The following is a 22,951-nucleotide window of genomic DNA, read 5'->3' as shown; positions in this document are numbered from 1 at the left end:
ACTACTGCCCCTGCTGCAAGAGTTCTGCCGCGCGAACGGCGAAATAGGTGAGGATGCCATCGGCGCCGGCGCGCTTGAAGGCGGTCAGCGACTCGAGGATCACCGCCTCGGAGAGCCAGCCGTTCTGGATCGCCGCCATGTGCATGGCGTACTCGCCACTGACCTGATAGACAAAGGTCGGCGCGCGAAATTCGCTTTTCACCCGGGCGACGATGTCCAGGTAGGGCATGCCCGGCTTGACCATGACCATGTCGGCGCCTTCGGCCAGGTCGGCGGCCACCTCGTGCAGCGCCTCGTCGCTGTTGGCCGGGTCCATCTGGTAGCTGTACTTGTTGCTCTTGCCGAGGTTGCCCGCCGAGCCGACCGCGTCGCGGAACGGGCCGTAGTAGGCGCTGGCGTACTTGGCCGAATAGGCCATGATGCGCACGTTGCTGTGATCGGCCAGCTCCAGCGCCTCGCGGATCGCCTGCACGCGGCCGTCCATCATGTCCGAGGGCGCGACCACCTGGGCACCGGCCTCGGCATGGGACAGCGCCTGCTTGACCAGGGCATCGACGGTGATGTCGTTCTGCACGTAGCCGCTGTCGTCGAGGATGCCGTCCTGGCCGTGGGTGGTGAAGGGGTCCAGGGCCACGTCGCTGATCAGCCCCAGTTCCGGGAAGCGCGCGCGCAGGGCGCGGATCGCGCGCTGGGCGATGCCGTCCGGGTTCCAGGCCTCGGCGCCATCCAGGGACTTCTTCTCCAGCGGCGTCACCGGAAACAGTGCCAGCGCCGGAATGCCCAGGGCCACCCATTTTTCCGCCTCCTGCAGCAGCAGGTCGATGGACAGGCGCTCGACGCCCGGCATCGACTCCACCGCCTCGCGGCGGCCTTCGCCGTCGAGGACGAACACCGGCAGGATCAGGTCGTCGACACTCAGGCGATGCTCGCGCACCAGGCGCCGGGAGAAATCGTCGCGACGATTGCGGCGCAGGCGAGTGGCAGGGAACAGGCGATTGGCGGGGGTAAAGCTCACGGCAGACTCCAGAGCCCGCGCGAACGGGCGAGTGTGACAGTTATAAGCGGTCATTATGACCAATAGATGACAGCGGGATCGAGTCTGCGACGGCGGGTCGCAGCGGCCGGAGGCCCATTGTGGCCATGCCGGCGCCCGTCCGTCGATGCCGGCCACGGTTTTCCCCGAGGCGCACGAGGGAGTAGGCTACCCCCTGATCCTGCGGTTGACCCCATGCTCGAAGACCTGCTGCACCAATTCGGTTACCCGGCCCTGGTCCTGGGCACCTTCCTCGAGGGCGAGGTGTCGCTGCTGCTGGCCGCCTACCTGGCCCTGCGCGACTACCTGAGCCTCGAATGGGTGGTGCTGTGCGCCTTCTGCGGCACCTATGCCAGCGATCAGCTGTGGTACCACCTGGGCCGGCGCCACGGCCGCGAGATTCTCGATCGCCGGCCGCGCTGGCACGCCCTGAGCGACAAGGCATTGCGCCACCTGCGCCGCTATCCGGACCTGTGGGTGCTGAGCTTTCGCTTCCTCTACGGCATGCGCACGGTGATGCCGCTGGCCATCGGCCTGTCCGGCTATTCCTGGCGCCGCTACCTGCTGCTCGATGGTATAGGCGCGGCGCTGTGGGCCGGCAGCCTGGGCCTGGCCGCCTACCATCTGGGCGCGGCCCTGGAAACCCTGCTCGACGATCTGCGCCGCTATCAGCTGTATGTCTTCGCCGCACTGCTGCTGGTCGTCTTGGCGCTCTGGCTGCGCCGGCGCCTGCGCCGAGGGGCCGATTCCGAACACTAGGCTGCCTGCCGGCCGGGCGCGGGCGAATTCACCCCGGCGCGTATCGCGCGGCGCAGTCTGCGACTAGGATTGCTAGGGATGGCAAACCCTCCGCCGGCGCCTCAGGCGAGGCCCGGCGACCGCCCGAGTGACACGTGAAGACCGTATGCGCAAACCCCTTCGCTGGCTCCTGATCGCCCTGGCCCTGCTGAGCATTGCCGCCCTGCTCGGTCTCTACCCCTATCGCACGGCGCTGCTGCCAGAAGCCGACGACCTGGCCAGCGCCAAGGCCCGCCTGGCCCCGCACCTGCGCCTGTTCACCCCGGCCGGCAGCGGCCCCTTCGCCACCGTACTGGTGTTCCACGGCTGCAGCGGTCAGCGCCAGGCGTTGCTCGACAGCGTCAACGACTGGCTGCTGCCCGCCGGCTACGCCGCGCTGTTCGTCGACAGCCACGGGGCCCGCGGCATCGACGACTGGCGTCCGGTGTGTGCCGGCAAGCAGCTGTGGGGCAACCAGCGTGCCCTGGACGTGTATGCCGCCATCGAGCTGGCCGCCGAGCTGCCGCGGGTCGACGGCCGGCGCCTGGCCCTGCTCGGCTTCTCCCATGGCGGCTGGAGCGTCCTCGATGCCCTGGCCTACGCCGGCGCGGCCGGTCATGGCTTCGCCGCGCCCGGACGACAGGGGCTCGAGCGGGTCAGGGCGGCAATTCTCTACTACCCCTATTGCGGCTTTCCCGCCCAGCTGCGCCGGCACATGAGTGCGCAGCCGCCGCAGCTGATGCTGCTGGCCGGCGAAGACCACATCACCGATCACCGCCAGTGCCTGGAGGCCGTGCAGCAGTTGCAGCCGGGGGCGGTCCAGGTACAGCGCTACGCCCACGCCGATCACGTGTTCGACCACCTCAGCGATCTGGCCACCTACCAACCACAACTCGCCAAGGATGCCCAGCAGCGGGCCACAAGCTTCCTGCGCAGCCACCTTGGCCGAGCCCCATGACCAGGAGTATTCGATGAACAAGAAAGTCGCAGTGATTCTTTCCGGCTGCGGCGTCTACGACGGCGCCGAGATCCATGAAAGCGTGATCACCCTGCTGCGCCTCGACCAGCGCGGCGCCCAGGTGCAGTGCTTCGCGCCGAACGTGGAGCAGCTGCACGTGGTCGATCACTACAGTGGCGACGAGATGGACGAGACCCGCAACGTGCTGGTGGAATCCGCGCGCATCGCCCGCGGCAAGATCAAGGACGTGCGCGAGCTGCACGCCGACGACTTCGATGCGCTGATCATGCCCGGCGGCTTCGGCGCGGCGAAGAACCTCTCGGACTTCGCCCTGAGCGGCGCCAACCTCAAGGTGCAGCCGGACGTGCTGAACGCGGCCAAGTCCTTCGCCAGTGCCGGCAAGCCGGTCGGCCTGATCTGCATCTCGCCGGTGCTGGCGGCGCGGATCTTCGGCAATGGCGTGGAATGCACCATTGGCAACGACCACGACACCGCCGCGACCCTGACCCAGATGGGCGCGGTGCACCGCGAGTGCGAGGTCAGCGAGATCATCGAAGACGGCCCGCGCAAGCTGGTCAGCACCCCGGCCTACATGCTCGCCCAGTCGATCAGCGAGGCCGCCTCGGGGATCAACAAGCTGGTCGACCGCATCCTCGAACTGACCCACCACGACTGAGACGGCCGACCGCGCAGGTCGATCCGGCCAATGCGCGCGGCACTCCCGCCGCGCCACTGGCCAAGTCCGCCGCGCTGCGGCAGCGTGGCGGGCAATCCAGCATAGGCGCGCACTTCCATGACCCAACCCTACGAATTCACCGCGGAGCTGCAAGAGGCGGTGAGCAGCTTCATGCAGCGCATCCCGTTCAACCAGGTGCTCGGCATTCAGCTCGAGCAGCTGTCGCCGGAGCGAGTGACGATGGTCCTGCCGATGAAGGACGAGCTGATCGGCAACTTCCTCCACGGCATCCTCCATGGCGGGGTGATTGCCTCGCTGCTCGACGTCGCCGGCGGCGCCATGGCGCTGATCGGCGCCTTCGAGCGGCACCATCAGCTGCCAGGCGCCGAGCGCCTGAACCGGCTGTCCAAGCTCGGCACCATCGACCTGCGCATCGACTACCTGCGCCCCGGTCGCGGCCGCAGCTTCACTGCCAACGCCGTGCTGCTGCGCTCGGGCAACAAGGTAGCGGTGGTACGCAGCGAGCTGCACAACGACGAGGGCGTCCTGGTCGCGGTGGGCACCGGCACCTATCTGTGCGGCTAAGCGCGGCTCAGGCGGGTGAGGATGCGGTCCAGGGCGTTGGCGAAGGCCTGGCGGTCCTTGTCCGAATAGGCGCCCTGGCCGCCGCCGACCTGGCCCTGCTCGCGCAGCTCGGTAAAGAGGTTACGGGTGGCCAACTTGTCGCCCATATTGCGCTCGTCGAACTCGCGACCACGCGGATCGAGGGCGGCGACGCCCTTCTTCACCAGGCGGTCGGCCAGCGGCACGTCGCTGCAGATCACCAGTTCGCCGGGCACCGCATGCTCGACCAGGTAGTCGTCGGCCGCATCCGGACCGCTCGGCACCACGATCAGGCGCACGCAGGCGAAGCTGGGCCGCGCCACCGGCTGCCCGGCCACCAGCACCACCTCGTAGGCGCGCTTCAAGGCGAACTTCACCACCTGATCCCGCGCCGCCCGCGGGCAGGCATCGGCATCTATCCAGATACGCATCGACCGGCACTCTCCTCTGACTGAAATGGCGAACGGGTGTGGCCCGCCAGACGCCCATGATGCCGGCTTTCGCCGATGAGTCCATACTGGCCGACGCAACCGGCGGGCCACCCCCGGCCGCCGGGCGAGTGACAGGAGCGCCCCCATGTCCTACTGGCAACGCCTGGAAGAACCCGCGCAGGTGCTGGTGTGCGGCGCCAGCCGCGGCATCGGCCTGGCCCTCTGTGAACAGCTGCTGGCCCGCGCCGACGTAGCCGGCGTGTGGGCCCTGGCCCGCCAGGCCCGCCAGGCCAGCCAGTCCGAGGGCCTCGCCGCGCTGGCCCGGCAGCATGGCCAGCGCCTGCACCTGCTGGACGTCGATGCCACGGACGAGGCGCAGCTGGCCGAACTGGCGCCTCGGCTCAAGCCGCGTATTGCCCGACTGCACCTGCTGCTGTGCACAGTCGGCGTGCTGCAGCACGGCGCGGCGAAGGCCGAGAAGGGCCTGGCTCAGCTCGATCTGGCCGGATTGCAGGCGACCTTCCGGGTCAACGCCTTCGCCCCGATCCTGCTGCTCAAGCACCTGCTGCCGCTGCTGCGCGGGCGCCACCCGTGCACCGTGGCGACACTCTCGGCGCGGGTCGGCTCGATCGGCGACAACCGCCTCGGCGGCTGGTACAGCTACCGGGCGAGCAAGGCGGCGCTCAATCAGCTGCTGCACACCGCCAGCATCGAACTGAGCCGCCTCAATCCGCAGAGCACGGTGCTGGCGCTGCATCCGGGCACCACCGACACCGAGCTGTCACGGCCCTTTCAGGCCAATGTGCCGGCCGCGCAGCTGTTCCACGCCAGCTTCGCCGCCGAGCGACTGCTGGAGCAGGTGGCGCGCCATGGTCCCGAGCAATCCGGCAGCTTCTGGGCCTGGGACGGCCAGCCGATCGAATGGTAGGCGGGCCGCGCATCAGGCGGTGCGGCGCACCGTGGCCAGCAGCGCGGCGGCACCGACGAACAGGGCGCCGAAGCTGCGGTTCATCAGCCGCTGCTGACGCGGCGTGCGCAGCAGGCGCAGGACCCGCGAGGCCAGGCCGGTATAGCCGGCCATCACCAGCAGGTCGACGCAGATCATGGTCACGCCCATCAGCAGGTACTGCGCCAGCAGCGGCGCCTGCGGATCGAGGAACTGCGGCAGCACCGCGAGCATGAAGATGATCGCCTTGGGGTTGCTGATATTGACCAGAAAGCCGCGCAGCACCAGGGTCAGCGGCCGGCCGATGGGGCGCTGTTCGGGCGCCGTGGCCAGGTCGGCGGGCAGCGCCTGCCACTGCCGGTAACCGAGGTAGACCAGGTACAGCACGCCGAACCACTTGATCAGGCTGAAGGCCAGCGCCGAGGTGGCGAGGATCGCCCCGACCCCGGCGGCGACGATGGCGATCTGCAGGGCCAGGCCGAGCTGCAGGCCCAGGGCGGTCCAGTAGCCGCGCCAGAAACCGTACTGCAGGCCGGACGACATCGAGGCGATGGCCCCGGCCCCGGGCGACAGGCTGATCACCCAACAGGCGACAAAAAACGCGAGCCAGGTCTGCAGGGCCATGGCGAATACCTCGAAACGAATGATTGAAGGGCGGCCCAGAAAAAAGGGCAGGCTTCTCAGCCTACCCCTTGCTACAGGCGACGACCAGCCTCGCCGCTCAGTCCGGCGAGCCCTTGCGCAGGTGCACCGGCTCCTCGCCGCGCTTGCGCGCCATGGCGCCGCGCAGGCGGATGTTGATCGCCTCCACCGCCAGGGAGAAGGCCATGGCGAAGTAGACGTAGCCCTTGGGCACATGCACGCCGAACGACTCGGCCACCAGCAGGGTGCCGACCATGATCAGGAACGACAGGGCGAGCATCTTCAGGCTCGGGTGCTTGTCGATGAAGTCACTGATGGTGCCGGCCGAGAGCATCATCACGATCACCGAGATGACGATGGCGGCGACCATCACCGGCACGTTGTCGACCAGGCCGACGGCGGTGATCACCGAATCCAGGGAGAAGACGATGTCGATGATGGCGATCTGCACGATGATGCCCATGAAGCCATAGGCCTTGCCGCCGGCCTGCTGCGCCTCCTCGGCGCCCTCCAGGCTGTGGTAGATCTCCATGGTGCTCTTGAACAGCAGGAACAGACCGCCGAAGAACAGGATCAGGTCACGCCCGGAGACGCCCATGCCGAAGACCTGGAACAGGTCGTCGGTCAGGCGCATCACCCAGGTGATCGACAGCAGCAGCGCGATCCGCGTGCCCATCGCCAGGGCCAGGCCGAAGAAGCGTGCATTGGGCTGCTGCTCCTTGGGCAGGCGGCTGACCAGGATCGAAATGAAGATGATGTTGTCGATGCCGAGGACGATCTCCAGGGCGGTCAGGGTGAGAAATGCGACCCAGATTTCCGGGCTTAGTAGCCATTCCATGATGCGTTAGATCTCGTAGTTGCGGGATGTGGGATAGGTGCCGTTGCGCCAGCGGCGCACGGCCTTCTGAAAGAACAGGCTGTTGGGCACCTGTACCAGCGCCCCGGGGCTTTCGCCGCCCTGGTCTTCCAGGGTGGTGTAGAACAGGTTGATCGCCAGCACCCGGCCCTTGACCCCGGGCTTCTCGGCGCTCTCGATGATCTCGACACTGTCGCCCAGACGGAACGGCGCCAGGGTGAAGATCAGCAGCGCGCAGAACAGGTTGGACAGCACGCTCCAGATGGCGAAGAAGGCGATCGCCGCCACCGCCATGAAACCGCTCAGTGCGGTCCACAGCACCTGGGCGGACACGCCGAGGCGCTCCAGCACCAGCAGTACGGCGCCGCCGACGACCAGCCAGCGCAGGCCGTTGCGCAGGGACGCCAGCACCGTCGCCGGCACCTGCGGGTAGCGTGCGCCCAGTCGCCGCAGGCCGCGTGCCAGCAGGCGCTGCAGCAGCCAGGCGAGCAACAGGATCAGCAGCACCTGGCCCGCGCGCAGCAGCGGCTCGCTCCAGGTCGCCAGCCAGGGCCACTCGAGCAGCAGCGGATTCAACTGGCGGCCTCGAGCTCGGCCTGCAAGGCTTCGAGGCTTTCCAAGGCAAGCATCCAGCGCTCCTCGAGGTCGGCCTCGCGGCCCTTCAGCTTGGCCTGCTCGGCCAGCAGGTCGCGCAGCTCGTCCTTGCGCCCCGCCTCGTACAGGGCGCTGTCGCCCAGGCGGGCTTCGACCGCGGCGAGCCGCTCGTGCAACTGGCCCAGCTCGCGCTCCAGCTTGTCGGCCTCGCGCTTGTGCGGTGCCAGCTGCTGGCGCAGCGCCGCTGCGGCCTGGCGCTGGGCGCGCTTGTCGGTCTTGTCCAGTCCGCCCTCGGCGGCGTTCGCCGGCACCGGCGCCTGGCGAGCCCGGTAGTCGAGCAGCCAGCGGGCGTAGTCCTCGAGATCGCCGTCGAACGGTTGCACGCGGCCATCGGCGACCAGGAGGAATTCATCGGTGGTGCTCTTGAGCAGGTGGCGGTCGTGGGACACCACCACCACCGCCCCGGCGAACTCCTGCAGGGCCAGGGTCAGGGCCAGGCGCATCTCCAGGTCGAGATGGTTGGTCGGCTCGTCGAGCAGCAGCAGGTTGGGCCGGCCCCAGGCGATCAGCGCCAGGGCCAGGCGCGCCTTCTCGCCGCCGGAAAAGTTCAGCACCGGCTCGTCGCAGCGGGCGCCGCGGAAATCGAAGCCGCCGAGGAAGTCGCGCAGGGTCTGCTCGCGCTCGCTCGGCGCCAGGCGCTGCAGGTGCAGCAAGGGGCTGGCCTTGTCATCGAGGGCGTCGAGCTGGTGCTGGGCGAAGTAGCCGACCACCAGGTTCTCGCCGCTCTGCAGGCGACCACCAAGGGGTTGCAGCTCGCCGGCCAGGTTCTTGATCAGGGTCGACTTGCCCGCTCCGTTCGGCCCCAGCAGGCCCAGGCGTGCGCCCGGCGCCAGGCTCAGCTTGACCTGCTCCAGCACGGCCTTGTCGCCATAGCCGAGACGCCCCTCGGCCAGGTCCAGCAACGGGCTGGAGATCTTGCTGGCCTCGCGGAAGCTGAAGTCGAAGGGCGAGTCGACATGGGCCGGGGCCAGCTCCTCGAGGCGCTCCAGGGCCTTGATCCGGCTCTGCGCCTGACGGGCCTTGGTCGCCTGGGCCTTGAAGCGGGCGATGTATTTCTCCATGTGCGCGCGCTGCGCCTGCTGCTTCTCGTAGGCCTGCTGCTGCTGCGCCAGGCGTTCGGCACGGGTGCGCTCGAAGGCCGAGTAGCCGCCGCGATACAGGGTCAGTTTCTGCTGATCCAGATGGGCCACGTGATCGACCACGGCGTCGAGGAAGTCGCGGTCGTGGGAAATCAGCAGCAGGGTGCCGGGGTAGCTCTTCAGCCAGCCTTCCAGCCAGAGGATCGCGTCCAGGTCCAGGTGGTTGGTCGGCTCGTCCAGCAGCAACAGGTCCGATGGGCACATCAGCGCCTGGGCCAGGTTCAGGCGCATCCGCCAGCCGCCTGAGAAGTCGCCGACGCGGCGATCCATCTGGCCATGCTCGAAACCCAGGCCGGCCAGCAGCTTGCGCGCGCGGGTGGAGGCCGTGTAGCCGTCGGCGCTGTCCAGCTCGGTGTGCAGGCGGGCAATCGCGGCGCCATCCTGGGCGGCCTCGGCCGCCGCCAGCTCGGCTTGCAGGCCGCGCAGGTGGGCGTCGCCGTCGAGCACGTAGTCGACCGCCGGGCGCTCGAGGTTGTCGACCTCCTGGCGCATGTGGGCGATGCGCCAGTCCGCCGGCAGCAGGCAATCGCCCGCGTCGGGACCGAGCTCGCCGCGCAGCAGAGCGAACAGGCTGGATTTGCCGGCGCCATTGGCGCCGATCAGTCCGGCCTTCTGGCCGGCGTGCAGGGTCAGTTCGGCGCCTTCTAGCAGGCGCTGCGGACCACGCTGTAGAGTGAGGTTCTGGAGTCGGATCATAATGGCGGCGAAGTCTATCAGAGTCGCCCGCCGCACACCCGGAAAGCACCATGCCCGCTGATCTGTGGCGTTTCGCCGAAGAGTACTACCAACGCCCCGGCGTCGAGGCGGCCTGCCTGCGGCTGCAGGCGCGCGGCGCCGATGTCTGCCTGCTGATCTGCGCCATCTGGCTCGGGTGCCGCGGCGTCGCCTGCAGCGCAGCGCGCAGCGGACAACTGCAAGCGATCGCACAGCCCTGGCAGCGCCTGGTGGTCGAGCGCCTGCGCCAGGTACGTCGGGACTGGCGCGACGACGCCCAGGGCGACGAGGCGCTGGCAGCGCTGCGCGAGCAGGTCAAACGCCTGGAACTGCAAGCCGAGCGGGTGCAACTGCAGCGCCTGGCGGTGGCCAGCCACGATTGGCCGGCCGTCGACGGGCAAACGCTGGATGCCTGGCTGGGCGCCTTGGCGCCCGCTGGGGTGAGCGCGGACGACGAGGCGCTGCGCCAACTGCGCAGCGCCGCCCGGCAAACTTAGGACTCGGCCGGCGGCGTATCCGGCGCCGCACCCGATGCGGCTGCCGCTGGCTGCGCAGCCGGGGCCGCCGAGGGGCTGGCGGCAGGCTTGGCCGCCGCCGGCTTGCGCACCGCCGGTTTCCTCGGCGCCGGCTTGGCGGTCGGTGTGGCCGCAGGCTTTGCTGCAGTTTTCCGCGGTGCCTTGCTGGCGACCGCTTTGCCGGCTGCAGCGCTCGCGGGGGTGGTTTTTGCCGCCGCGGGCTTGGCGGCTGGCTTGGCCGCAGTGCGCGTCGCGGGTTTCGCGGTGGTCTTGGCTGCCGCCGGCTTGGCGGGCGCCTTGGCGGCAGTGCGGGCGCCGGACTTGGCAGCCGGTTTCGCCGCGGTCGCGCCGGTCGCCGCTGCGGCAGCCGGTTTGGCAACAGCCGGCTTCTTCGTCGCCGGCTTGGCCGCGGTGCTCCTCGTAGGCTTGGCGGCTGCCTTGGCCGTGGCCGTACTGGCCACCGCCCTGGCTGGCGCCTTCGCAGCCGGGGCCTTGGCTTCACGGTTGCTCAGCGCCTTGTTCGCCGCTTCCTTGACCTTACCCACTCCCTGGGCGAGCTTGAGGCTCTCCTGGGCATCTCGTTTGAGCTGCTGGATATAGCTGCGGGTCTCGGTCTGCCGGGTCTTCAGGGTGTCGAGCAGGTCTTCCAGCTCGGCCACCACGGCCTTCGCCTTGGCCTGGGTCTTGGCCTTGCCGGCGGCGGCGGCGTCCTGCAGCTTGCCACGCGCCTTGTGCAGCTTTTCCTGGGCGTTGCCGCGCTGCTTCTCCAGCTTGGCCAGCAGCTTTTCGGCATCGCTCAGCGCTTGCGAGCAGGCCTTTTCCAGATGCTCGAGCAGACTGTGGGATAGCTGCTGAAGCAGATGCAGGGGGGTACCAACCGCAGACTTCTTAGGGTTTTTCTTGGCCGACATGTCGCGCCTCCTGGCGGGTGTAGATGCAGCCCATACTAGTCGCCCGCACCGCCGGTCGCTAGTTCAGTTATTGCCCCGGCGCCACTGGGTCGACCAGCAAAAATGGGCGCGCCAATGCGAAGTGGATGCGGGATGGACATAACACGCGGCTCGTCACCACGCCCTAGAAGAAGAGGCCCTGGGCGAAGACATGATCAGGGGGCAGACGGCGCAGCCCGGCCAGGGACTGCACGCGCCAAAAGGCTCTGCTGAGGAATGAGGGCGGGCGCGTGACAACGCCCGGCAGTCACTTGCTCGAATCGGCGAAGGCGGCCTGCCCTGATCCCAGCCTTCAGCGCGAAGGCCGCCCAGCGGCGCCGCGAACGACTCAAACGGCGGCTTCAGCCTGCTGCTGGTGGGCGTTGTGCAGCACCTCGATCAGGCAATCCTCCAGCTCGAAGCGCTCGTGCAGCAGCTGGCCGAGGCGCTGCACTTCCTCGCCCAGCGACACGCTGTCGCGGCAGTCGCCATTGTCGCAACGGTCGTTGAACGACAGCGCCACTTCGGTGATCGCCTCGATACGCGGGTAGATCTGTTTGGCCAGCTCGAGACCGCGCTGATCGTCGAAGGCCTTGGCCTCGTTGGTCAACTGCTCGTAGACCTCGAAATGCCCGGCCGACACGTAGTCGACCAGCACTTCACAAAAGCGCTGCAAGCTTTGCGCATTGGCACTGGGGGCGCGCCCTGAGTCGCTGATGGCCGCAAAGGCGGCGATCAGTTCCTGGCGCTCCTGCAACCAGCGGTCGATCAGCAGGTGAACCCCACCCCAACGTTCCTGGGCGTTCTGACAACTCTCGAGCATGACGACCTCTCTTCCCTTATCGGTATTCCTGTTATTCGTCCGATCCGAGACGGTTTTTTGTCAATCGGTGCATGGTCTTGGGAAGGCAACCGCGTGATGGCAACTTTCCGGCGGTGCGTGCGAGCCAGATTATGCCCGGGGGCCGACATCGACAAGGCACAGGCGGGAGAAAATTTCATACGGTCGTTTAATCAGCGCTCTGCACCTCGCCGGGACGTCCATTCGCGAAGAGCCTTGTGCCGGCGCGTCCGGCGATGTCACCGCAGGATCAGTCGCGGCGCAACAACTGGAGCAACGCGAAGCCCAGCATGGCGACGAATCCGAGCAGGCTCCACTCCGGGATACTCAGGCCGAACAGGGTCCAGCTGACCTCGGCGCAATCGGCCGAACCGTGCAGCACCAGGCGCACGATCTCCTGGAACGGCAGGGCCTCCATCATGTAGTCGAGGCTTGGCAAACAGGCGGGCAGCTGGTCCGCCGGCACCCCTTGCAGCCAGATCTGGCGTGCGGCCGTGCCGCCACCCGCAGCGGCGAACAGCAACCCCAACCCGGCATAGGCCCGACGACCGCCGCGGCCCGGCGCGTGCAACGCGGCGACCAGACAAACCAGGCCGAAACCGATCACGCAGACGCGCTGGACGATGCACAGGGGGCAGGGCTCCAGGCCGACCACGTGTTCCAGATAGAGCGCCGCGGCCATCAGCGCCAGGCAGCCGAGAAACGCGAGGGAATAGAGAGAACGGGGGCTGGCCAAGGGCATGACGGCTCCGGGATGGAAAACGAAGCCGCCTACGGTAGAGGAAAGCGCCTCGGCCGATCAAGGCAAACCAACCGGCCAGAGCGGTTAGCCATCGGCCGAAACGTGCCGTACGTCCAGTGCCGGGGGCGGTCTGCCCTCGGCCACGCCGGTTCCGCGCGACTAGTTCAGGGCCGGCTGTGGCAGCGCCAGGCCGCCCAGGCGCTGATCGAGCAGGCCGAGGCCCTCCTGAAACAGCTGATTGCTGCGCTCGACTTCACCAAGCCGCGCCAGCAGACGCGCCAGCTCCGCGCAGGTTTCCGGGTCACGCTGGAACACCAGGCTGCTCTCGAAATACTCCTTGGCCTTGCCCCACAACTGATTCTGCAGACACAGCCGGCCGACGGTCAGCAGCAGGCCGGCGTCTTGCGGGTGCTGCTTCAGCCAGCCTTCGGCCGCCTGCAGCTGACGCGCCGGATCCTTGCCGCGGAGCAGCCCGTAGAGACGCACCAGGCGGCCGTCGTAATCGCGCTTCAGGGCGTGATGCAGGAGCGCCTCGGCCTCCTGTTCGGCGCCCAGCACGCGCAACTGTTCGGCGTACACGGCGAGCAATTCGGGCTCCTGGCGATGCGCTGACGACAGCTGCTCCCAGGCTTGCTTGAGCGCCTCCAGGGCGCCCGGCACATCGCCCGCGGCGCCCTCGCCGACGGCAGTCAGGCGGCCGCGCCAGGCTTGGCGCTCGAGCTCGGACAGCTCGGCGGCGCCGAGGACCTTGTGCTTGTGCAGCTCCGGCAACAGACCGAGCAGCGCCGACCAGTCGCCGGCCTGCAGATACAGGCGCTGCAGCTGGCGCAGCACCTGGCGATTCTGCGGGTGGCGCTCGCGCATGATCTCCAGGGTTTCCCGGGCCGAATCGCTCTGCCCGCGTGCGTGCTGCAGCCTGGCATGGGTCAGGGCAATCGCCAGTTCGGCATCCGGCTGACGCTTGAGCGCCCGTTCCAGCAGCGCATCGCTGTCCTCGTGCTGTCCCAGCTTGTGCGCCGCCCGCGCCGCGCTCAGGTAATACATCAAGGGCTGCGGGTCGCTTTCGGCCGCTCTGCGCAGGTAGCGCAGGGCCGGTACCCAACGGCCTTCCGCCAGGTCGACGAAACCCTGCTCGGAGGCCACACGCACGCGGCGGCTGCGGTGCAGGCCCGACCAGGGGTTGATCAGCCGCCCGGAGGTCACCAACAGGCGCAGCAGCAGGCGCAGCACCCGCGACAGCAGCCAGAGCGCCACCAGCAGGGCGAGGAAGGCCCACAGGCTGGATTCGTAACGGAAGCCCTGATAGGCGAACAGCACGTAGCCCTTGTGCTCGACGATGGCCACGCCGAGCAGCGCCACGCCGGCCACTACCAGCAGCACGGCGAGCAATACCAAGACACGCTTCATGGACGCGCCTCCTCGTCGCTCTGGGCGCCCTCGGGCGCCAGCGGCTCACGCGCCGACTGCTTGCGCTCCAGGTAGGCCTGCACGGCAGTCAGCGAGTTGCCGAGGTCCGGCGCCACGACCTCGACGGTCTGGCCGATCAGCTCATCGATGCGCGTGCGCAGGGCCCGGCTCGCCGGATTCTCCCGGTCGAAATGGGCATCCAGCACCTCGGCGGCCTGCAGCAGGGCCTGCCGGTAGACTGGGGTCTGGCCATGCAACGCGGCCCACTGCGCCTGCTCCAGGGCCAGGCTGAGCGCCAGGCGCACCTGGGTCAGACTCTGCCCGGCGAGCAGCGGCCGGATGTTCTGGTCGGCGCTGAAGTCGATACGGAAGTACTGCGACAGGGTATGCAGCCCCTGGGACCACCAGCTGGCGCCATCGCCCTGGGCGGCCAGGTCGCTCAGCACGCCACCCTGGCTTTCGAACACCGGGTTGAGGGCGCTGAGCTGTGCGGCCTGATCACGCAGGGCGCCGAGCTGCAGGAACAGTCCGGTGCGATCCGGGTTGGGGATCGCGCGCAAGGCCTCCAGGCTCTTCGCCAGCTGCTCGCGGGCGGCGAAGGCCGCCGGGTCGTCCTGGTCGCGGAGGATCTCGTCGGCGCCTAGCACCAGCGCCTTGGCGCTGTCGATGTCCTGCAGGGCGGACAGGCGCAGGCTGGCCAGGCGCAGCAAATGCTCGGCCTCGGCCAGGCGCCAGTCCTGGCGGCTGGCGCCAAGTACGGTCTCCAGCCGCTTGTTGAGCAGCTGCTGATCCCCCTGCAGCTGGGCGAGCAGGCGCCGGCGCTCCTCCAGCTCCGCCGCCGCGGGCAGCTGCTGGAGCCGTGCCCTCAGGCCCTCGGCCCGTTGCGCCGCAACCTCGGCCTGCTCGCGCGCTGCCTGCAACTGCTCGAGGCGCTGCTGATCCCTGGCCTCCAGGGCGCGCAACTGCCACAGGCCCCATCCGCCGGCCAGCACCGCGGCGATGGCCAGCAACAGGGCCAGAATGGCCAGCAGCAGGACAACCTTGCCCGGCTTGGACGGTTCTTCGGCTTTGCCTGCCGGTGCCGCCTCGGGTACATCCGGCGTCGGTTGCTCTTGCTCGTTCGGGGAAGTCGCTTCGCTCACGTGTCCATCCTTTGCATCAGAGGTCAGGGGCAGGTTGCGCCTGCAACGCCGCCAGCAACGCCGTGGCGCTGGCGCCGCGGCAGTCCACAACAATCTCGGCGCCCGCGGCGCGCGCCTGCTCGGCGACGCGCGGGCTGGGTACAAACAAGGGTAGCCGAGCCAGTTCGGGCCAGTGCGCGGCCGCCAGCTGGCGCAGATGATCGAAGCCCTGGCCGCTGCTGACCACCAGGCCGTTCAGCCGCTCGACGCGCACCCGTTCATACAGGACACCCTCGGGATAGTCCGGCAGCCGCCGGCGATACAGCGGCAGATAGTCGACCTGCACACCCTGCTCGCGCAGTCGCTCGGCGAGCAGCTCGCGGCCCTCATCGCCACGCAGGATCAGCACCCGCGGCGTGACAGCCGCGCGCAGCGCCTGCTGCAGCTGCGGCAGGGCCAGCAGGCTCTCGCTGTCGTCGCCTTCGTCCGGGCAATGCACCGGCAGGCCGTAGTCGCCGAGGATTTGCGCGGTGGCCGCGCCGACGCTGAACCAGGGCTGTTCGGCCAGCGGTTGCGGCCAGTAGCGATCGAGCAGCTCCAGGCCGAATCTGGCCGCGGGCTTGCTCACCACTATCACCGCGCAATAGCGATCCAGGTCGAGGATGGTGGCGCGCTGCTCGGCGGTTTCCGCCAGCGCCTCGATGGCCAGCAGCGGCAGGCTGCTGCTGTGGATGCCCTCGGCGGCCAGCGTCGCCGCCAGTGCCGGGCACTCCTCGGCCGGACGGGTCAGCAGCAGGCGCCAGGCACTCACTCGGGATCGGCCTCGCCGTAGATCGCCTGCAGTATGCCCGCCGCCCCCTGCGCCAACAGGGCTTCGGCGACCTGCACGCCGAGCTGCTCGGCTGCCGTCTCCGGCGCGCGACCCTCGGCGCGCAGCAGCAGCCCGCCGTCCGGCTGACCGACCAGACCGCGCAGCCACAGTTGCCCGCCTTCGAGCACCGCGTAGCAGGCGATCGGCACCTGGCAGCCGCCGTTCAGGCGCTTGTTCAACGCGCGCTCGGCGGTCACCCGCAGGGCGGTGTCGACATGGTGCAGGGGCGCCAGCAAGGCGTGGATCTCGCTGTCGGCGCTGCGGCATTCGATGCCCACCGCGCCCTGCCCGCCAGCCGGCAGGCTGTCCTCGACACTGATCGAGGCGCGGATGCGTTCGGCGAAACCGAGGCGGATCAGCCCGGCGGCGGCGAGGATGATGGCGTCGTAGTCGCCGGCATCGAGCTTGGCCAGGCGGGTGTTGACGTTGCCGCGCAGGAACTGGATCTTCAGGTCGGGGCGCCGGGCCAGCAGCTGGGCCTGGCGGCGCAGGCTGGAGGTGCCGACCACGCTACCGGCCGGCAGTTCGTCGAGGCTGTCGAAGCGATTGGAGACGAAGGCATCACGCGGGTCTTCGCGCTCGCAGATGCAGTACAGCCCCAGCCCCTGGGGGAAGTCCATCGGCACATCCTTCATCGAATGCACGGCGATGTCGGCCTGATCCTCCAGCAGCGCGGTTTCCAGTTCCTTGACGAACAGGCCCTTGCCGCCAATCTTCGCCAGCGGCGCATCGAGCAGCTTGTCGCCGCGGCTGACCATGGGCACCAGACTGACCTTGAGGCCCGGGTGCGCCTGCTCCAGGCGGGCCTTGACGTGTTCGGCCTGCCACAGGGCCAGGGCGCTTTTACGGGTGGCAATGCGGATTTCACGGGACATGGGCAATTCCAGAATTCGAACCGCCGAGGATGATAACAGGCTGATCGGCCGGAAGCCTGCGGCCGAATGCCTTGCGTGGCCGCGCGCCGGCGGCCGCCCGATTCACCAGGGCGCGGGCCGATGCGCGCCGCTAGAGGCTATTCATCAGTTTGCGCACCCCGGCCACATGACGGCGGCTGACGATCAGCGCGTCGCCATCCAGGCCCTTGAGGTACAGCTGGAAGTGGCCGAGCGGCGTACGCTGCAGGCGCTCGATGCGCTCGCGGGCCACCAGGGCATTGCGGTGGATGCGCACGAAACGCTCGCCGAATTCGTCCTCCAGGGCCTTCAGGGGTTCGTCGAGCAGCACCTCACCGCCCTCATGGCGCAGCGTCACGTACTTGTGGTCGGCGATGAAGTAGATGACCTGGTCAAGCGGAATCAGTTCGATGCCCTTGCGGGTACGCGCGCTGATGTGAGTGCGCGGCCCGCCACCGGTCTCGGCGGCCGGCCGGGTGAGGGCGGCGAGCTGCACGCGGTTCGGCCGCTCGGCCTTCTTCAACGCCTCGCTGAGGTTCTCCGGGCGCACCGGTTTGACCAGATAGCCCACCGCGCTGACCTTGAACGCCTCCAGGGCAAATTCGTCGTGGGCGGTACAGAAGATCACGGCCGGCGGCGCCTCGCGCTCGCAGAGTTTCGCCGCGACCTGCAGACCGTCGAGGCCCGGCATACGGATATCCAGCAGCACGATATCCGGCCTCAGGTTGTCGATCAGGGTCAGCGCCTCTTCGCCGTTACTGGCAGCAGGCTCGAGGACTCGATAGCCATCGAGGTCGCCGACCATACGGCTGAGGCGGTCACGGGCCAAGGGTTCGTCATCGACTATCAGGACATTCATAATGCACTGGCTTCCTGCATGAGTCTCGCACAAGGATAGCGTAGACAGGTGTAGTGGCGGCCGTCACGACGCTCCACGCTGAGGCTGGCGCGTGACCCGAAGAGTGCAGCGAGGCGCGCATCGATATTGTTCAGCGCCTGGTGCGTTCCGCGCGAAGTCTGCGGTTCGCCCTGCTGTTCGTAGGGATTGCTCACGCACAGGCGGAAGATCCCATCCGTGTAGCTCGCCTCGACCTGCACCAGCCCCCCTTCGATGCGCGGCTGGATACCGTAGACCAGGGCGTTTTCCAGCAACGGCTGCAAGGTCAGCTGCGGTATCGGCAAATCATTCGGCACGTCGGCTACCTCCCACTGCAACTGTAGCCGCTCGCCGAGCCGGTAATGCTCGATCGACAGATAGCGCTTGGCCAGTTCCAGCTCCTCAATCCAGGGCACCAGGCTGCCCGGCTTGGCCAGGCTGGCGCGAAACAGGTCGGACAGATCCAGTACCGCCTGTTCGGCTTTGTACGGATCGACTGCGACCAGGCTGGCGATGCTGTTCAGGCTGTTGAACAAGAAATGCGGGCGGATCCGCGCTTGCAAGGACTCGATGCGCGCACGCAATTCAGCCTGCTCCTGCCGACGCCATTGGCTCTGCAGATAGAAGTAGCGTAGCAGCAGTGCCGACATGATCATGCTGATCAGGGCGTGGCGCAGGTACAGGTTGACCTCGCCGTCGTGCGGCAGCGGCCCGCCGAGCTGGTAATAATCGGCCACCGCGGTGCAGGCCAGGGTCAGAGCCACCACTATCGCGCAGGACAGTCCCCCGGCCAGCGCCGCGCGCAGGCGCGCCAGCAATGGCCGCAGGCGGCACAGCAGGGCCGCCGACAGCAGCACGATCCACTGCACGAACAGCGATGTCAGCGCCAGCCGTACCCAGTTGAAACCGGGCAGCATGGGTTCGGCGAGCACCAGCACCAGTACCAGCAACTCGGCGAGCAGGACCATGCTCAGCAGCGCTTCCGGTTGGCAGAGTTCCGGGATGAAGAAGTCATCGTCCGGCTCGTCGCTATTTTTATTGTTGAACCATTGAATATGCATCGGCGCAGTTTCCGTTTAGCGCGCCCGGGCGGCAAGCTGGCCGGCTCCGGCCGGGTGAAATAAATCCCTGAAAACACGTGCCGGCACCCGGATTTGTGATCCGCCCTACACTGGACGCGCCTCAACCACCGCCTGAGCCAGGGAAAAAGCGGCGCGGCGAATTTGCCCGCGACCCTGTTATTATCGACGGACTTTTTCCGCCGCGCCGGCCGTTATCCACGGCCCGCACGAATCTGCGCACCAGCCGAGCGAATCCCATGAGCACAGAGAAGACCAACCAATCCTGGGGCGGCCGCTTCAGCGAGCCCGTCGACGCCTTCGTCGCCCGTTTCACCGCCTCCGTCGAGTTCGACAAGCGCCTGTACCGCCACGACATCATGGGCTCCATCGCCCACGCCAGCATGCTGGCCCAGGTCGGCGTGCTCACCGACGCCGAGCGCGACAGCATCATCGACGGCCTGACGCAGATCCAGGGCGAGATCGAGGCCGGCCAGTTCGACTGGCGCGTCGACCTGGAAGACGTGCACATGAATATCGAGGCCAAGCTCACCGAGCGCATCGGCGTCACCGGCAAGAAGCTGCACACCGGACGTAGCCGCAACGACCAGGTGGCCACCGACATCCGCCTGTGGCTGCGCGACGAGATCGACCTGATCCTCGCCGAACTCACCCGCCTGCAGCAGGGCCTGCTGGAGCAGGCCGAGCGCGAGGCCGAGACCATCATGCCCGGCTTCACTCACCTGCAGACCGCCCAGCCGGTGACCTTCGGCCACCACCTGCTGGCCTGGTTCGAGATGCTCTCGCGCGACTACGAGCGCCTGGTCGACTGCCGCAAGCGCACCAACCGCATGCCCCTGGGCAGCGCCGCCCTGGCCGGCACCACCTACCCGATCGACCGGCAGATCACCGCCCAGCTGCTGGGCTTCGACACCATCGGCGGCAACTCGCTGGACGGCGTCTCGGACCGTGACTTCGCCATCGAGTTCTGCGCCGCGGCCAGCCTGGCGATGATGCACCTGTCACGCTTCTCCGAGGAGCTGGTGCTGTGGACCAGCGCCCAGTTCCAGTTCATCGACCTGCCGGATCGCTTCTGCACCGGCTCCTCGATCATGCCGCAGAAAAAGAACCCGGACGTGCCGGAACTGGTGCGCGGCAAGACCGGCCGGGTGTTCGGCGCCCTGACCGGCCTGCTGACCCTGATGAAGGGCCAGCCGCTGGCCTACAACAAGGACAACCAGGAAGACAAGGAACCGCTGTTCGACGCCGCCGACACCCTGCGCGACAGCCTGCGCGCTTTCGCCGACATGATCCCGGCGATCAAGCCCAAGCACGCGATCATGCGCGAGGCGGCGCTGCGCGGCTTCTCCACCGCCACCGACCTGGCCGACTACCTGGTGCGCAAGGGCCTGCCGTTCCGCGACTGCCACGAAATCGTCGGCCATGCGGTGAAGTACGGCGTCGACAACGGCAAGGACCTGGCCGAGATGAGCCTGGACGAACTGCGCCAGTTCAGCGACCAGATCGAGCAGGACGTGTTCGCCGTGCTGACCCTGGAAGGTTCGGTGAATGCCCGCAACCATATCGGCGGCACCGCCCCCGATCAGGTGCGCGCGGCGGTCAAGCGCGGCCAAACGTTGCTGGCCACCCGCTGACAGCGGCCTGAACGGCGGCGCGCAAGGCGCCGCCGGATCACGGCAATGGTGCAAGGCGTGCGGCGGACACCTGTTCACCGAGCACCCGGACAAGGCCCTGGTCGACGTCTACGCCGCGCTCATCCCGGCGCTCGCCCTCAGTCCGGGCATGCATGTGCACCAGCAGGAGGCCTGCGCTGCGGATCGAGGATGGCCTGCCCAAGTGGTGGGGCGTAGCCGAGGACCTGGGCGACTCCGGCATCAGCCTGGCCGAATGATGTCCCCGCCCGCAGCGCGCGAGGCTGGCCTGGCGCACAGGAGAGAGGCGACAGGCTCGCCGCAATCACAGCGTCAACAAACAATACGCCAGAATCGTGACGCAGTACCGCACGACAGATCGTTCTAGGCTCTAGGCTGACTGCCAAGCACGCCCGGATCGTCCGGGCCATCTCGCGCGAAACGGCGCCTGCCCGGGAGTACAGCGCAATGAAACGGATCCTACTCAGCCTTCTCCTGTTCGCCGGCCTCGGCCTGCTCCCGGCCTGCGCCACGCCGCTGGTGATTCCCAGCCAGGTGAGCTGGCATATGCAACTGGACGGCAGGCTGCAAAAGCCCGACCGCCAGCTATACGACATCGACCTGTACGACACGCCGGCGAAAACCATCGGCGACCTCAAGGCCGTCGGGCGCATCGTCATCTGCTACTTCAGCGCCGGCACCTGGGAAGACTGGCGCCCGGATGCCGCGGACTACCCGGCCGCCGCGCTCGGCGCACCGCTGGCCGATTGGCCGGGCGAGCGCTGGCTGGACATTCGCCGCGCCGACGTGCGCGCCCTGCTCAGCAAGCGCCTGGACCTGGCGGTCAGCAAGGGCTGCCACGGCGTCGACCCGGACAATGTGGATGGCTACAGCAATGCCAACGGCCTGCAACTGACCGCGGCCGATCAGCTCGACTTCAACCGCTGGCTGGCCCGCGAAGCGCACCAACGCGACCTCGCCGTCGGCCTGAAGAACGCCGTGGAACTGCTGCCGCAGCTGGTCGACGACTTCGACTTCGCCATCAACGAAAGCTGCTACGTCTACAAGGAATGCGACGGCTACCGGCTGTTCCGCCAGCAGGGCAAGGCGGTGCTGATCGCCGACTACCGCGCCTACAGCAGCAACCTGTGCACACAGGCCGCGGCATCGGGCTATCGCCTGCAGTTCTTCAAGCGCTCGCTGAAGGGCGTTGGCACGCCTTGCAAGTAAGCGCTGCGGTTACTCGAAGCAGATCTCGATGATCGCGCGGCCGTACTTCGACTCGAACGGCATGTAGATGCGCGGCCCCTGGGCATGGTGGCGGATGCTGTGATCGGCTCCGGCCACCACCACCGGGGTGGCCATCTCGAAGTCGAAGCCCTGCTCGGCCAGGCGGCGCTTGGCGCCACCGGTGACCATGTTGGTGATCTCGCCGACCATGTCGGTCACCTCGTCGTTGATCTCCGCCGGCGCCTCGCCCAGCATGCGCCGCATGGCCTCCAGGGCCAGCGACTTCTGGAAGGTCACGGACATCGAGCCGCGGGTCTGCGGGGCCAGCATGCCGATCAGTCCGGAGACATCGCCCAGCGCCCGCTCGTCGGTCTTGCGCTGCGGCTTGCCGGGCGTCAGCTCGAGATTGGCCATGGTGCTCATCACCTCGAGCATCGAGGCCAGGAAGGGGTTGACGAATTCCGCCCGCATGGGTGCTGCCTCCAGGTCTGCAGCCGCGCCAATGCCGGGCACGGCGTCCGCTTCGAGAATAATCAGGACCACAGACTACGCCGAGCACGCGACCATTGGCCAGCGTCCGGCCGCCCCTATCCCGAGGAGAATGCCAGGGCGCACCGGCGCCGGCCGTGGCACACTGTCGGCTCAGCCCCAGGACGCACGCCATGAGCGAACACCCAGAAGCAGAAGACGAAGCCTTCGCCGAAGCAGCCTTGCTGCAGGCCATCGAAAACCAGATCGAAGCCGGCGAGCCACCAGCCGCCCGCGCCGTGCTGAACAAGCTGACCCTGATCGGCTTCGAACGCGAAGATATCCTGCAGATGATGGCCCTGGTCCTGGCCCACGAGGTCAAGGCCATGCTCGCCGCAGACCGGCCGTTCGACGGCGCCACCTACGAGCAGGCCTTGCGCGCGCTGCCCGAGCTGCCGGATGATCCGTCAGAGCCGGCGTGAGTTCGCCCCACTACGCTAGTCGTGGCAGCCGGCACGCCAACACCGGGGTCGCTACACTGCACGCACCCGACGCGGCGAATGACCGTGGCGGGCACCTACCAGTCGGGCACCAGCGGTGTCCGGCGCAAGACAACAAGAACCGGGAGCATCTATGACCTTCACCCCTGATCTGGTCGCCGAACTGGAACTGCTTGCGCTGTTCAACCTGGGCAACACCCAGGAGGGCCTCAAGGTTCATCACGTCGCCGCACCCCAGGCCATCGCCGCGGCCCAACGCTTGCACGACAAGGGCCTGGTCACTCAGGCCGACGGCGGCTACCTGACCAGCCTCGGGCTGGACGCGGCCGAACATGCACAGAGTCTGCTGACCATCCTCAACGTAAGCGAAACGGCCTGACCCACTGCGCCAGCCAAGCCGCCGCTCGGCAGCGCGAGC

The 22,951-nt window shown here is 68.0% G+C and carries 26 protein-coding genes; 10 read left to right on the top strand and 16 right to left on the bottom strand.

Annotation, left to right across the window (positions count from 1 at the left end; translation table 11 throughout):
* Position 1: 1 nt before the first annotated feature.
* On the bottom strand, positions 2-1,015 hold the full coding sequence (gene hemB, locus ACSX1D_RS00645; RefSeq protein ID WP_439860539.1) for a porphobilinogen synthase: 1,014 nt from the start codon (positions 1,013-1,015) through the stop codon (positions 2-4).
* A 213-nt stretch (positions 1,016-1,228) separates the two neighbouring features.
* On the opposite strand from hemB, the gene ACSX1D_RS00640 reads away from it, so the two are divergent.
* The 4 genes from ACSX1D_RS00640 (at position 1,229) to ACSX1D_RS00625 (ending at position 4,029) form a co-directional block, all read left to right on the top strand.
* The gene (locus ACSX1D_RS00640) at positions 1,229-1,792 is read left to right on the top strand and encodes a DedA family protein (protein WP_439860538.1); all 564 of its coding nucleotides are present in this window, start codon (positions 1,229-1,231) and stop codon (positions 1,790-1,792) included.
* A gap of 145 nt (positions 1,793-1,937) precedes the next feature.
* The gene (locus ACSX1D_RS00635; protein ID WP_439860537.1) at positions 1,938-2,768 is read left to right on the top strand and encodes a dienelactone hydrolase family protein; all 831 of its coding nucleotides are present in this window, start codon (positions 1,938-1,940) and stop codon (positions 2,766-2,768) included.
* Positions 2,769-2,781: 13 nt separating this feature from the next.
* Positions 2,782-3,444, top strand: coding sequence for an isoprenoid biosynthesis glyoxalase ElbB (elbB, locus tag ACSX1D_RS00630; protein WP_208707897.1), 663 nt, complete (start codon positions 2,782-2,784; stop codon positions 3,442-3,444).
* A gap of 117 nt (positions 3,445-3,561) precedes the next feature.
* Positions 3,562-4,029, top strand: a complete 468-nt coding sequence (locus ACSX1D_RS00625; RefSeq protein WP_439860536.1) for a thioesterase family protein — start codon at positions 3,562-3,564, stop codon at positions 4,027-4,029.
* Here the strand turns inward: ACSX1D_RS00625 and ACSX1D_RS00620 are convergent.
* Positions 4,026-4,478 (bottom strand): YaiI/YqxD family protein, encoded by a 453-nt coding sequence (locus ACSX1D_RS00620; protein WP_439860535.1) that lies wholly within the window; start codon positions 4,476-4,478, stop codon positions 4,026-4,028. The two genes, ACSX1D_RS00625 and ACSX1D_RS00620, sit on opposite strands and share 4 nt — an antisense overlap.
* A gap of 145 nt (positions 4,479-4,623) precedes the next feature.
* Between ACSX1D_RS00620 and ACSX1D_RS00615 the strand changes: the two genes are divergently transcribed.
* Entirely contained in the window at positions 4,624-5,406 is a 783-nt protein-coding gene (locus tag ACSX1D_RS00615) for an SDR family NAD(P)-dependent oxidoreductase (protein WP_439860534.1), read from the top strand.
* Positions 5,407-5,418: 12 nt separating this feature from the next.
* Here ACSX1D_RS00615 and ACSX1D_RS00610 read toward each other — a convergent pair whose 3' ends face one another.
* From ACSX1D_RS00610 to ACSX1D_RS00595, 4 genes are all read right to left on the bottom strand, one after another.
* Positions 5,419-6,048: a LysE family transporter gene (locus ACSX1D_RS00610; protein ID WP_439860533.1), complete on the bottom strand. Its 630-nt coding sequence runs from the start codon at positions 6,046-6,048 to the stop codon at positions 5,419-5,421.
* Positions 6,049-6,145: 97 nt separating this feature from the next.
* Complete coding sequence (locus ACSX1D_RS00605) at positions 6,146-6,904, bottom strand: TerC family protein (RefSeq protein ID WP_439860532.1); 759 nt, start codon at positions 6,902-6,904, stop codon at positions 6,146-6,148.
* A 6-nt stretch (positions 6,905-6,910) separates the two neighbouring features.
* Positions 6,911-7,498: a mechanosensitive ion channel domain-containing protein gene (locus tag ACSX1D_RS00600; RefSeq protein WP_439860531.1), complete on the bottom strand. Its 588-nt coding sequence runs from the start codon at positions 7,496-7,498 to the stop codon at positions 6,911-6,913.
* A complete protein-coding gene (locus ACSX1D_RS00595; RefSeq protein ID WP_439860530.1) occupies positions 7,495-9,411 on the bottom strand; it encodes an ATP-binding cassette domain-containing protein in 1,917 nt (638 codons plus the stop codon). The genes ACSX1D_RS00600 and ACSX1D_RS00595 overlap by 4 nt, the downstream gene beginning before the upstream one ends.
* 50 nt (positions 9,412-9,461) lie before the next feature.
* On the opposite strand from ACSX1D_RS00595, the gene ACSX1D_RS00590 reads away from it, so the two are divergent.
* Entirely contained in the window at positions 9,462-9,926 is a 465-nt protein-coding gene (locus ACSX1D_RS00590) for a TIGR02444 family protein (protein ID WP_439860529.1), read from the top strand.
* Here the strand turns inward: ACSX1D_RS00590 and ACSX1D_RS00585 are convergent.
* The 9 genes from ACSX1D_RS00585 to ACSX1D_RS00545 all read right to left on the bottom strand — a co-directional run bounded on the left by ACSX1D_RS00585 (position 9,923) and on the right by ACSX1D_RS00545 (position 18,686).
* Complete coding sequence (locus tag ACSX1D_RS00585; protein ID WP_439860528.1) at positions 9,923-10,855, bottom strand: AlgP family protein; 933 nt, start codon at positions 10,853-10,855, stop codon at positions 9,923-9,925. The two genes, ACSX1D_RS00590 and ACSX1D_RS00585, sit on opposite strands and share 4 nt — an antisense overlap.
* Positions 10,856-11,222: 367 nt before the next feature.
* Positions 11,223-11,696 (bottom strand): sigma D regulator, encoded by a 474-nt coding sequence (rsd, locus tag ACSX1D_RS00580; RefSeq protein ID WP_439860527.1) that lies wholly within the window; start codon positions 11,694-11,696, stop codon positions 11,223-11,225.
* A 268-nt stretch (positions 11,697-11,964) separates the two neighbouring features.
* Positions 11,965-12,456: a disulfide bond formation protein B gene (locus ACSX1D_RS00575; protein ID WP_439860526.1), complete on the bottom strand. Its 492-nt coding sequence runs from the start codon at positions 12,454-12,456 to the stop codon at positions 11,965-11,967.
* Between the two features lie 159 nt (positions 12,457-12,615).
* Complete coding sequence (locus ACSX1D_RS00570) at positions 12,616-13,863, bottom strand: heme biosynthesis HemY N-terminal domain-containing protein (RefSeq protein ID WP_439860525.1); 1,248 nt, start codon at positions 13,861-13,863, stop codon at positions 12,616-12,618.
* Entirely contained in the window at positions 13,860-15,005 is a 1,146-nt protein-coding gene (locus ACSX1D_RS00565) for a uroporphyrinogen-III C-methyltransferase (RefSeq protein ID WP_439860524.1), read from the bottom strand. The genes ACSX1D_RS00570 and ACSX1D_RS00565 overlap by 4 nt, the downstream gene beginning before the upstream one ends.
* 16 nt (positions 15,006-15,021) lie before the next feature.
* A complete protein-coding gene (locus ACSX1D_RS00560; protein ID WP_439860523.1) occupies positions 15,022-15,795 on the bottom strand; it encodes a uroporphyrinogen-III synthase in 774 nt (257 codons plus the stop codon).
* Entirely contained in the window at positions 15,792-16,730 is a 939-nt protein-coding gene (gene hemC, locus ACSX1D_RS00555) for a hydroxymethylbilane synthase (RefSeq protein WP_439860522.1), read from the bottom strand. Before hemC ends, ACSX1D_RS00560 begins: the two co-directional genes overlap by 4 nt.
* A gap of 130 nt (positions 16,731-16,860) precedes the next feature.
* Positions 16,861-17,607 carry a LytR/AlgR family response regulator transcription factor gene (locus ACSX1D_RS00550; RefSeq protein WP_439860521.1) on the bottom strand — a complete coding sequence of 249 codons (747 nt, stop codon included), beginning with the start codon at positions 17,605-17,607 and terminating at the stop codon, positions 16,861-16,863.
* On the bottom strand, positions 17,604-18,686 hold the full coding sequence (locus ACSX1D_RS00545; protein WP_439860520.1) for a sensor histidine kinase: 1,083 nt from the start codon (positions 18,684-18,686) through the stop codon (positions 17,604-17,606). Before ACSX1D_RS00545 ends, ACSX1D_RS00550 begins: the two co-directional genes overlap by 4 nt.
* 257 nt (positions 18,687-18,943) lie before the next feature.
* Between ACSX1D_RS00545 and argH the strand changes: the two genes are divergently transcribed.
* Both argH and ACSX1D_RS00535 read left to right on the top strand, forming a co-directional pair.
* Complete coding sequence (gene argH / locus ACSX1D_RS00540; RefSeq protein WP_208707880.1) at positions 18,944-20,338, top strand: argininosuccinate lyase; 1,395 nt, start codon at positions 18,944-18,946, stop codon at positions 20,336-20,338.
* A gap of 465 nt (positions 20,339-20,803) precedes the next feature.
* Positions 20,804-21,565, top strand: a complete 762-nt coding sequence (locus ACSX1D_RS00535) for an endo alpha-1,4 polygalactosaminidase (RefSeq protein WP_439860519.1) — start codon at positions 20,804-20,806, stop codon at positions 21,563-21,565.
* Between the two features lie 9 nt (positions 21,566-21,574).
* Here the strand turns inward: ACSX1D_RS00535 and ACSX1D_RS00530 are convergent, their stop codons facing one another.
* Positions 21,575-22,036, bottom strand: coding sequence for a chemotaxis protein CheX (locus ACSX1D_RS00530; protein WP_439860518.1), 462 nt, complete (start codon positions 22,034-22,036; stop codon positions 21,575-21,577).
* 191 nt (positions 22,037-22,227) lie between these two features.
* On the opposite strand from ACSX1D_RS00530, the gene ACSX1D_RS00525 reads away from it, so the two are divergent.
* Both ACSX1D_RS00525 and ACSX1D_RS00520 read left to right on the top strand, forming a co-directional pair.
* Positions 22,228-22,515 carry a hypothetical protein gene (locus ACSX1D_RS00525; protein ID WP_439860517.1) on the top strand — a complete coding sequence of 96 codons (288 nt, stop codon included), beginning with the start codon at positions 22,228-22,230 and terminating at the stop codon, positions 22,513-22,515.
* 151 nt (positions 22,516-22,666) lie between these two features.
* The gene (locus tag ACSX1D_RS00520; RefSeq protein WP_439860516.1) at positions 22,667-22,912 is read left to right on the top strand and encodes a TIGR02647 family protein; all 246 of its coding nucleotides are present in this window, start codon (positions 22,667-22,669) and stop codon (positions 22,910-22,912) included.
* Positions 22,913-22,951: the final 39 nt, after the last annotated feature.

This window comes from Pseudomonas sp. MBLB4136, assembly GCF_051904765.1.
Taxonomy (GTDB): Bacteria; Pseudomonadota; Gammaproteobacteria; order Pseudomonadales; family Pseudomonadaceae; genus Aquipseudomonas.
Note: the sequence above shows the minus strand (reverse complement) of the source record. Positions and strands in the feature narration are given on the sequence as shown.

Coding starts and splice junctions, on each gene's coding strand:
- ACSX1D_RS00640 (WP_439860538.1), top strand. CDS start 1,229: ATGCTCGAAGACCTGCTGCACCAATTCGGTTACCCGGCCCTGGTCCTG.
- ACSX1D_RS00635 (WP_439860537.1), top strand. CDS start 1,938: ATGCGCAAACCCCTTCGCTGGCTCCTGATCGCCCTGGCCCTGCTGAGC.
- elbB (WP_208707897.1), top strand. CDS start 2,782: ATGAACAAGAAAGTCGCAGTGATTCTTTCCGGCTGCGGCGTCTACGAC.
- ACSX1D_RS00625 (WP_439860536.1), top strand. CDS start 3,562: ATGACCCAACCCTACGAATTCACCGCGGAGCTGCAAGAGGCGGTGAGC.
- ACSX1D_RS00620 (WP_439860535.1), bottom strand. CDS start 4,478: ATGCGTATCTGGATAGATGCCGATGCCTGCCCGCGGGCGGCGCGGGAT.
- ACSX1D_RS00615 (WP_439860534.1), top strand. CDS start 4,624: ATGTCCTACTGGCAACGCCTGGAAGAACCCGCGCAGGTGCTGGTGTGC.
- ACSX1D_RS00610 (WP_439860533.1), bottom strand. CDS start 6,048: ATGGCCCTGCAGACCTGGCTCGCGTTTTTTGTCGCCTGTTGGGTGATC.
- ACSX1D_RS00605 (WP_439860532.1), bottom strand. CDS start 6,904: ATGGAATGGCTACTAAGCCCGGAAATCTGGGTCGCATTTCTCACCCTG.
- ACSX1D_RS00595 (WP_439860530.1), bottom strand. CDS start 9,411: ATGATCCGACTCCAGAACCTCACTCTACAGCGTGGTCCGCAGCGCCTG.
- ACSX1D_RS00590 (WP_439860529.1), top strand. CDS start 9,462: ATGCCCGCTGATCTGTGGCGTTTCGCCGAAGAGTACTACCAACGCCCC.
- ACSX1D_RS00585 (WP_439860528.1), bottom strand. CDS start 10,855: ATGTCGGCCAAGAAAAACCCTAAGAAGTCTGCGGTTGGTACCCCCCTG.
- rsd (WP_439860527.1), bottom strand. CDS start 11,696: ATGCTCGAGAGTTGTCAGAACGCCCAGGAACGTTGGGGTGGGGTTCAC.
- ACSX1D_RS00575 (WP_439860526.1), bottom strand. CDS start 12,456: ATGCCCTTGGCCAGCCCCCGTTCTCTCTATTCCCTCGCGTTTCTCGGC.
- ACSX1D_RS00570 (WP_439860525.1), bottom strand. CDS start 13,863: ATGAAGCGTGTCTTGGTATTGCTCGCCGTGCTGCTGGTAGTGGCCGGC.
- hemC (WP_439860522.1), bottom strand. CDS start 16,730: ATGTCCCGTGAAATCCGCATTGCCACCCGTAAAAGCGCCCTGGCCCTG.
- ACSX1D_RS00550 (WP_439860521.1), bottom strand. CDS start 17,607: ATGAATGTCCTGATAGTCGATGACGAACCCTTGGCCCGTGACCGCCTC.
- ACSX1D_RS00545 (WP_439860520.1), bottom strand. CDS start 18,686: ATGCATATTCAATGGTTCAACAATAAAAATAGCGACGAGCCGGACGAT.
- argH (WP_208707880.1), top strand. CDS start 18,944: ATGAGCACAGAGAAGACCAACCAATCCTGGGGCGGCCGCTTCAGCGAG.
- ACSX1D_RS00535 (WP_439860519.1), top strand. CDS start 20,804: ATGAAACGGATCCTACTCAGCCTTCTCCTGTTCGCCGGCCTCGGCCTG.
- ACSX1D_RS00530 (WP_439860518.1), bottom strand. CDS start 22,036: ATGCGGGCGGAATTCGTCAACCCCTTCCTGGCCTCGATGCTCGAGGTG.
- ACSX1D_RS00525 (WP_439860517.1), top strand. CDS start 22,228: ATGAGCGAACACCCAGAAGCAGAAGACGAAGCCTTCGCCGAAGCAGCC.
- ACSX1D_RS00520 (WP_439860516.1), top strand. CDS start 22,667: ATGACCTTCACCCCTGATCTGGTCGCCGAACTGGAACTGCTTGCGCTG.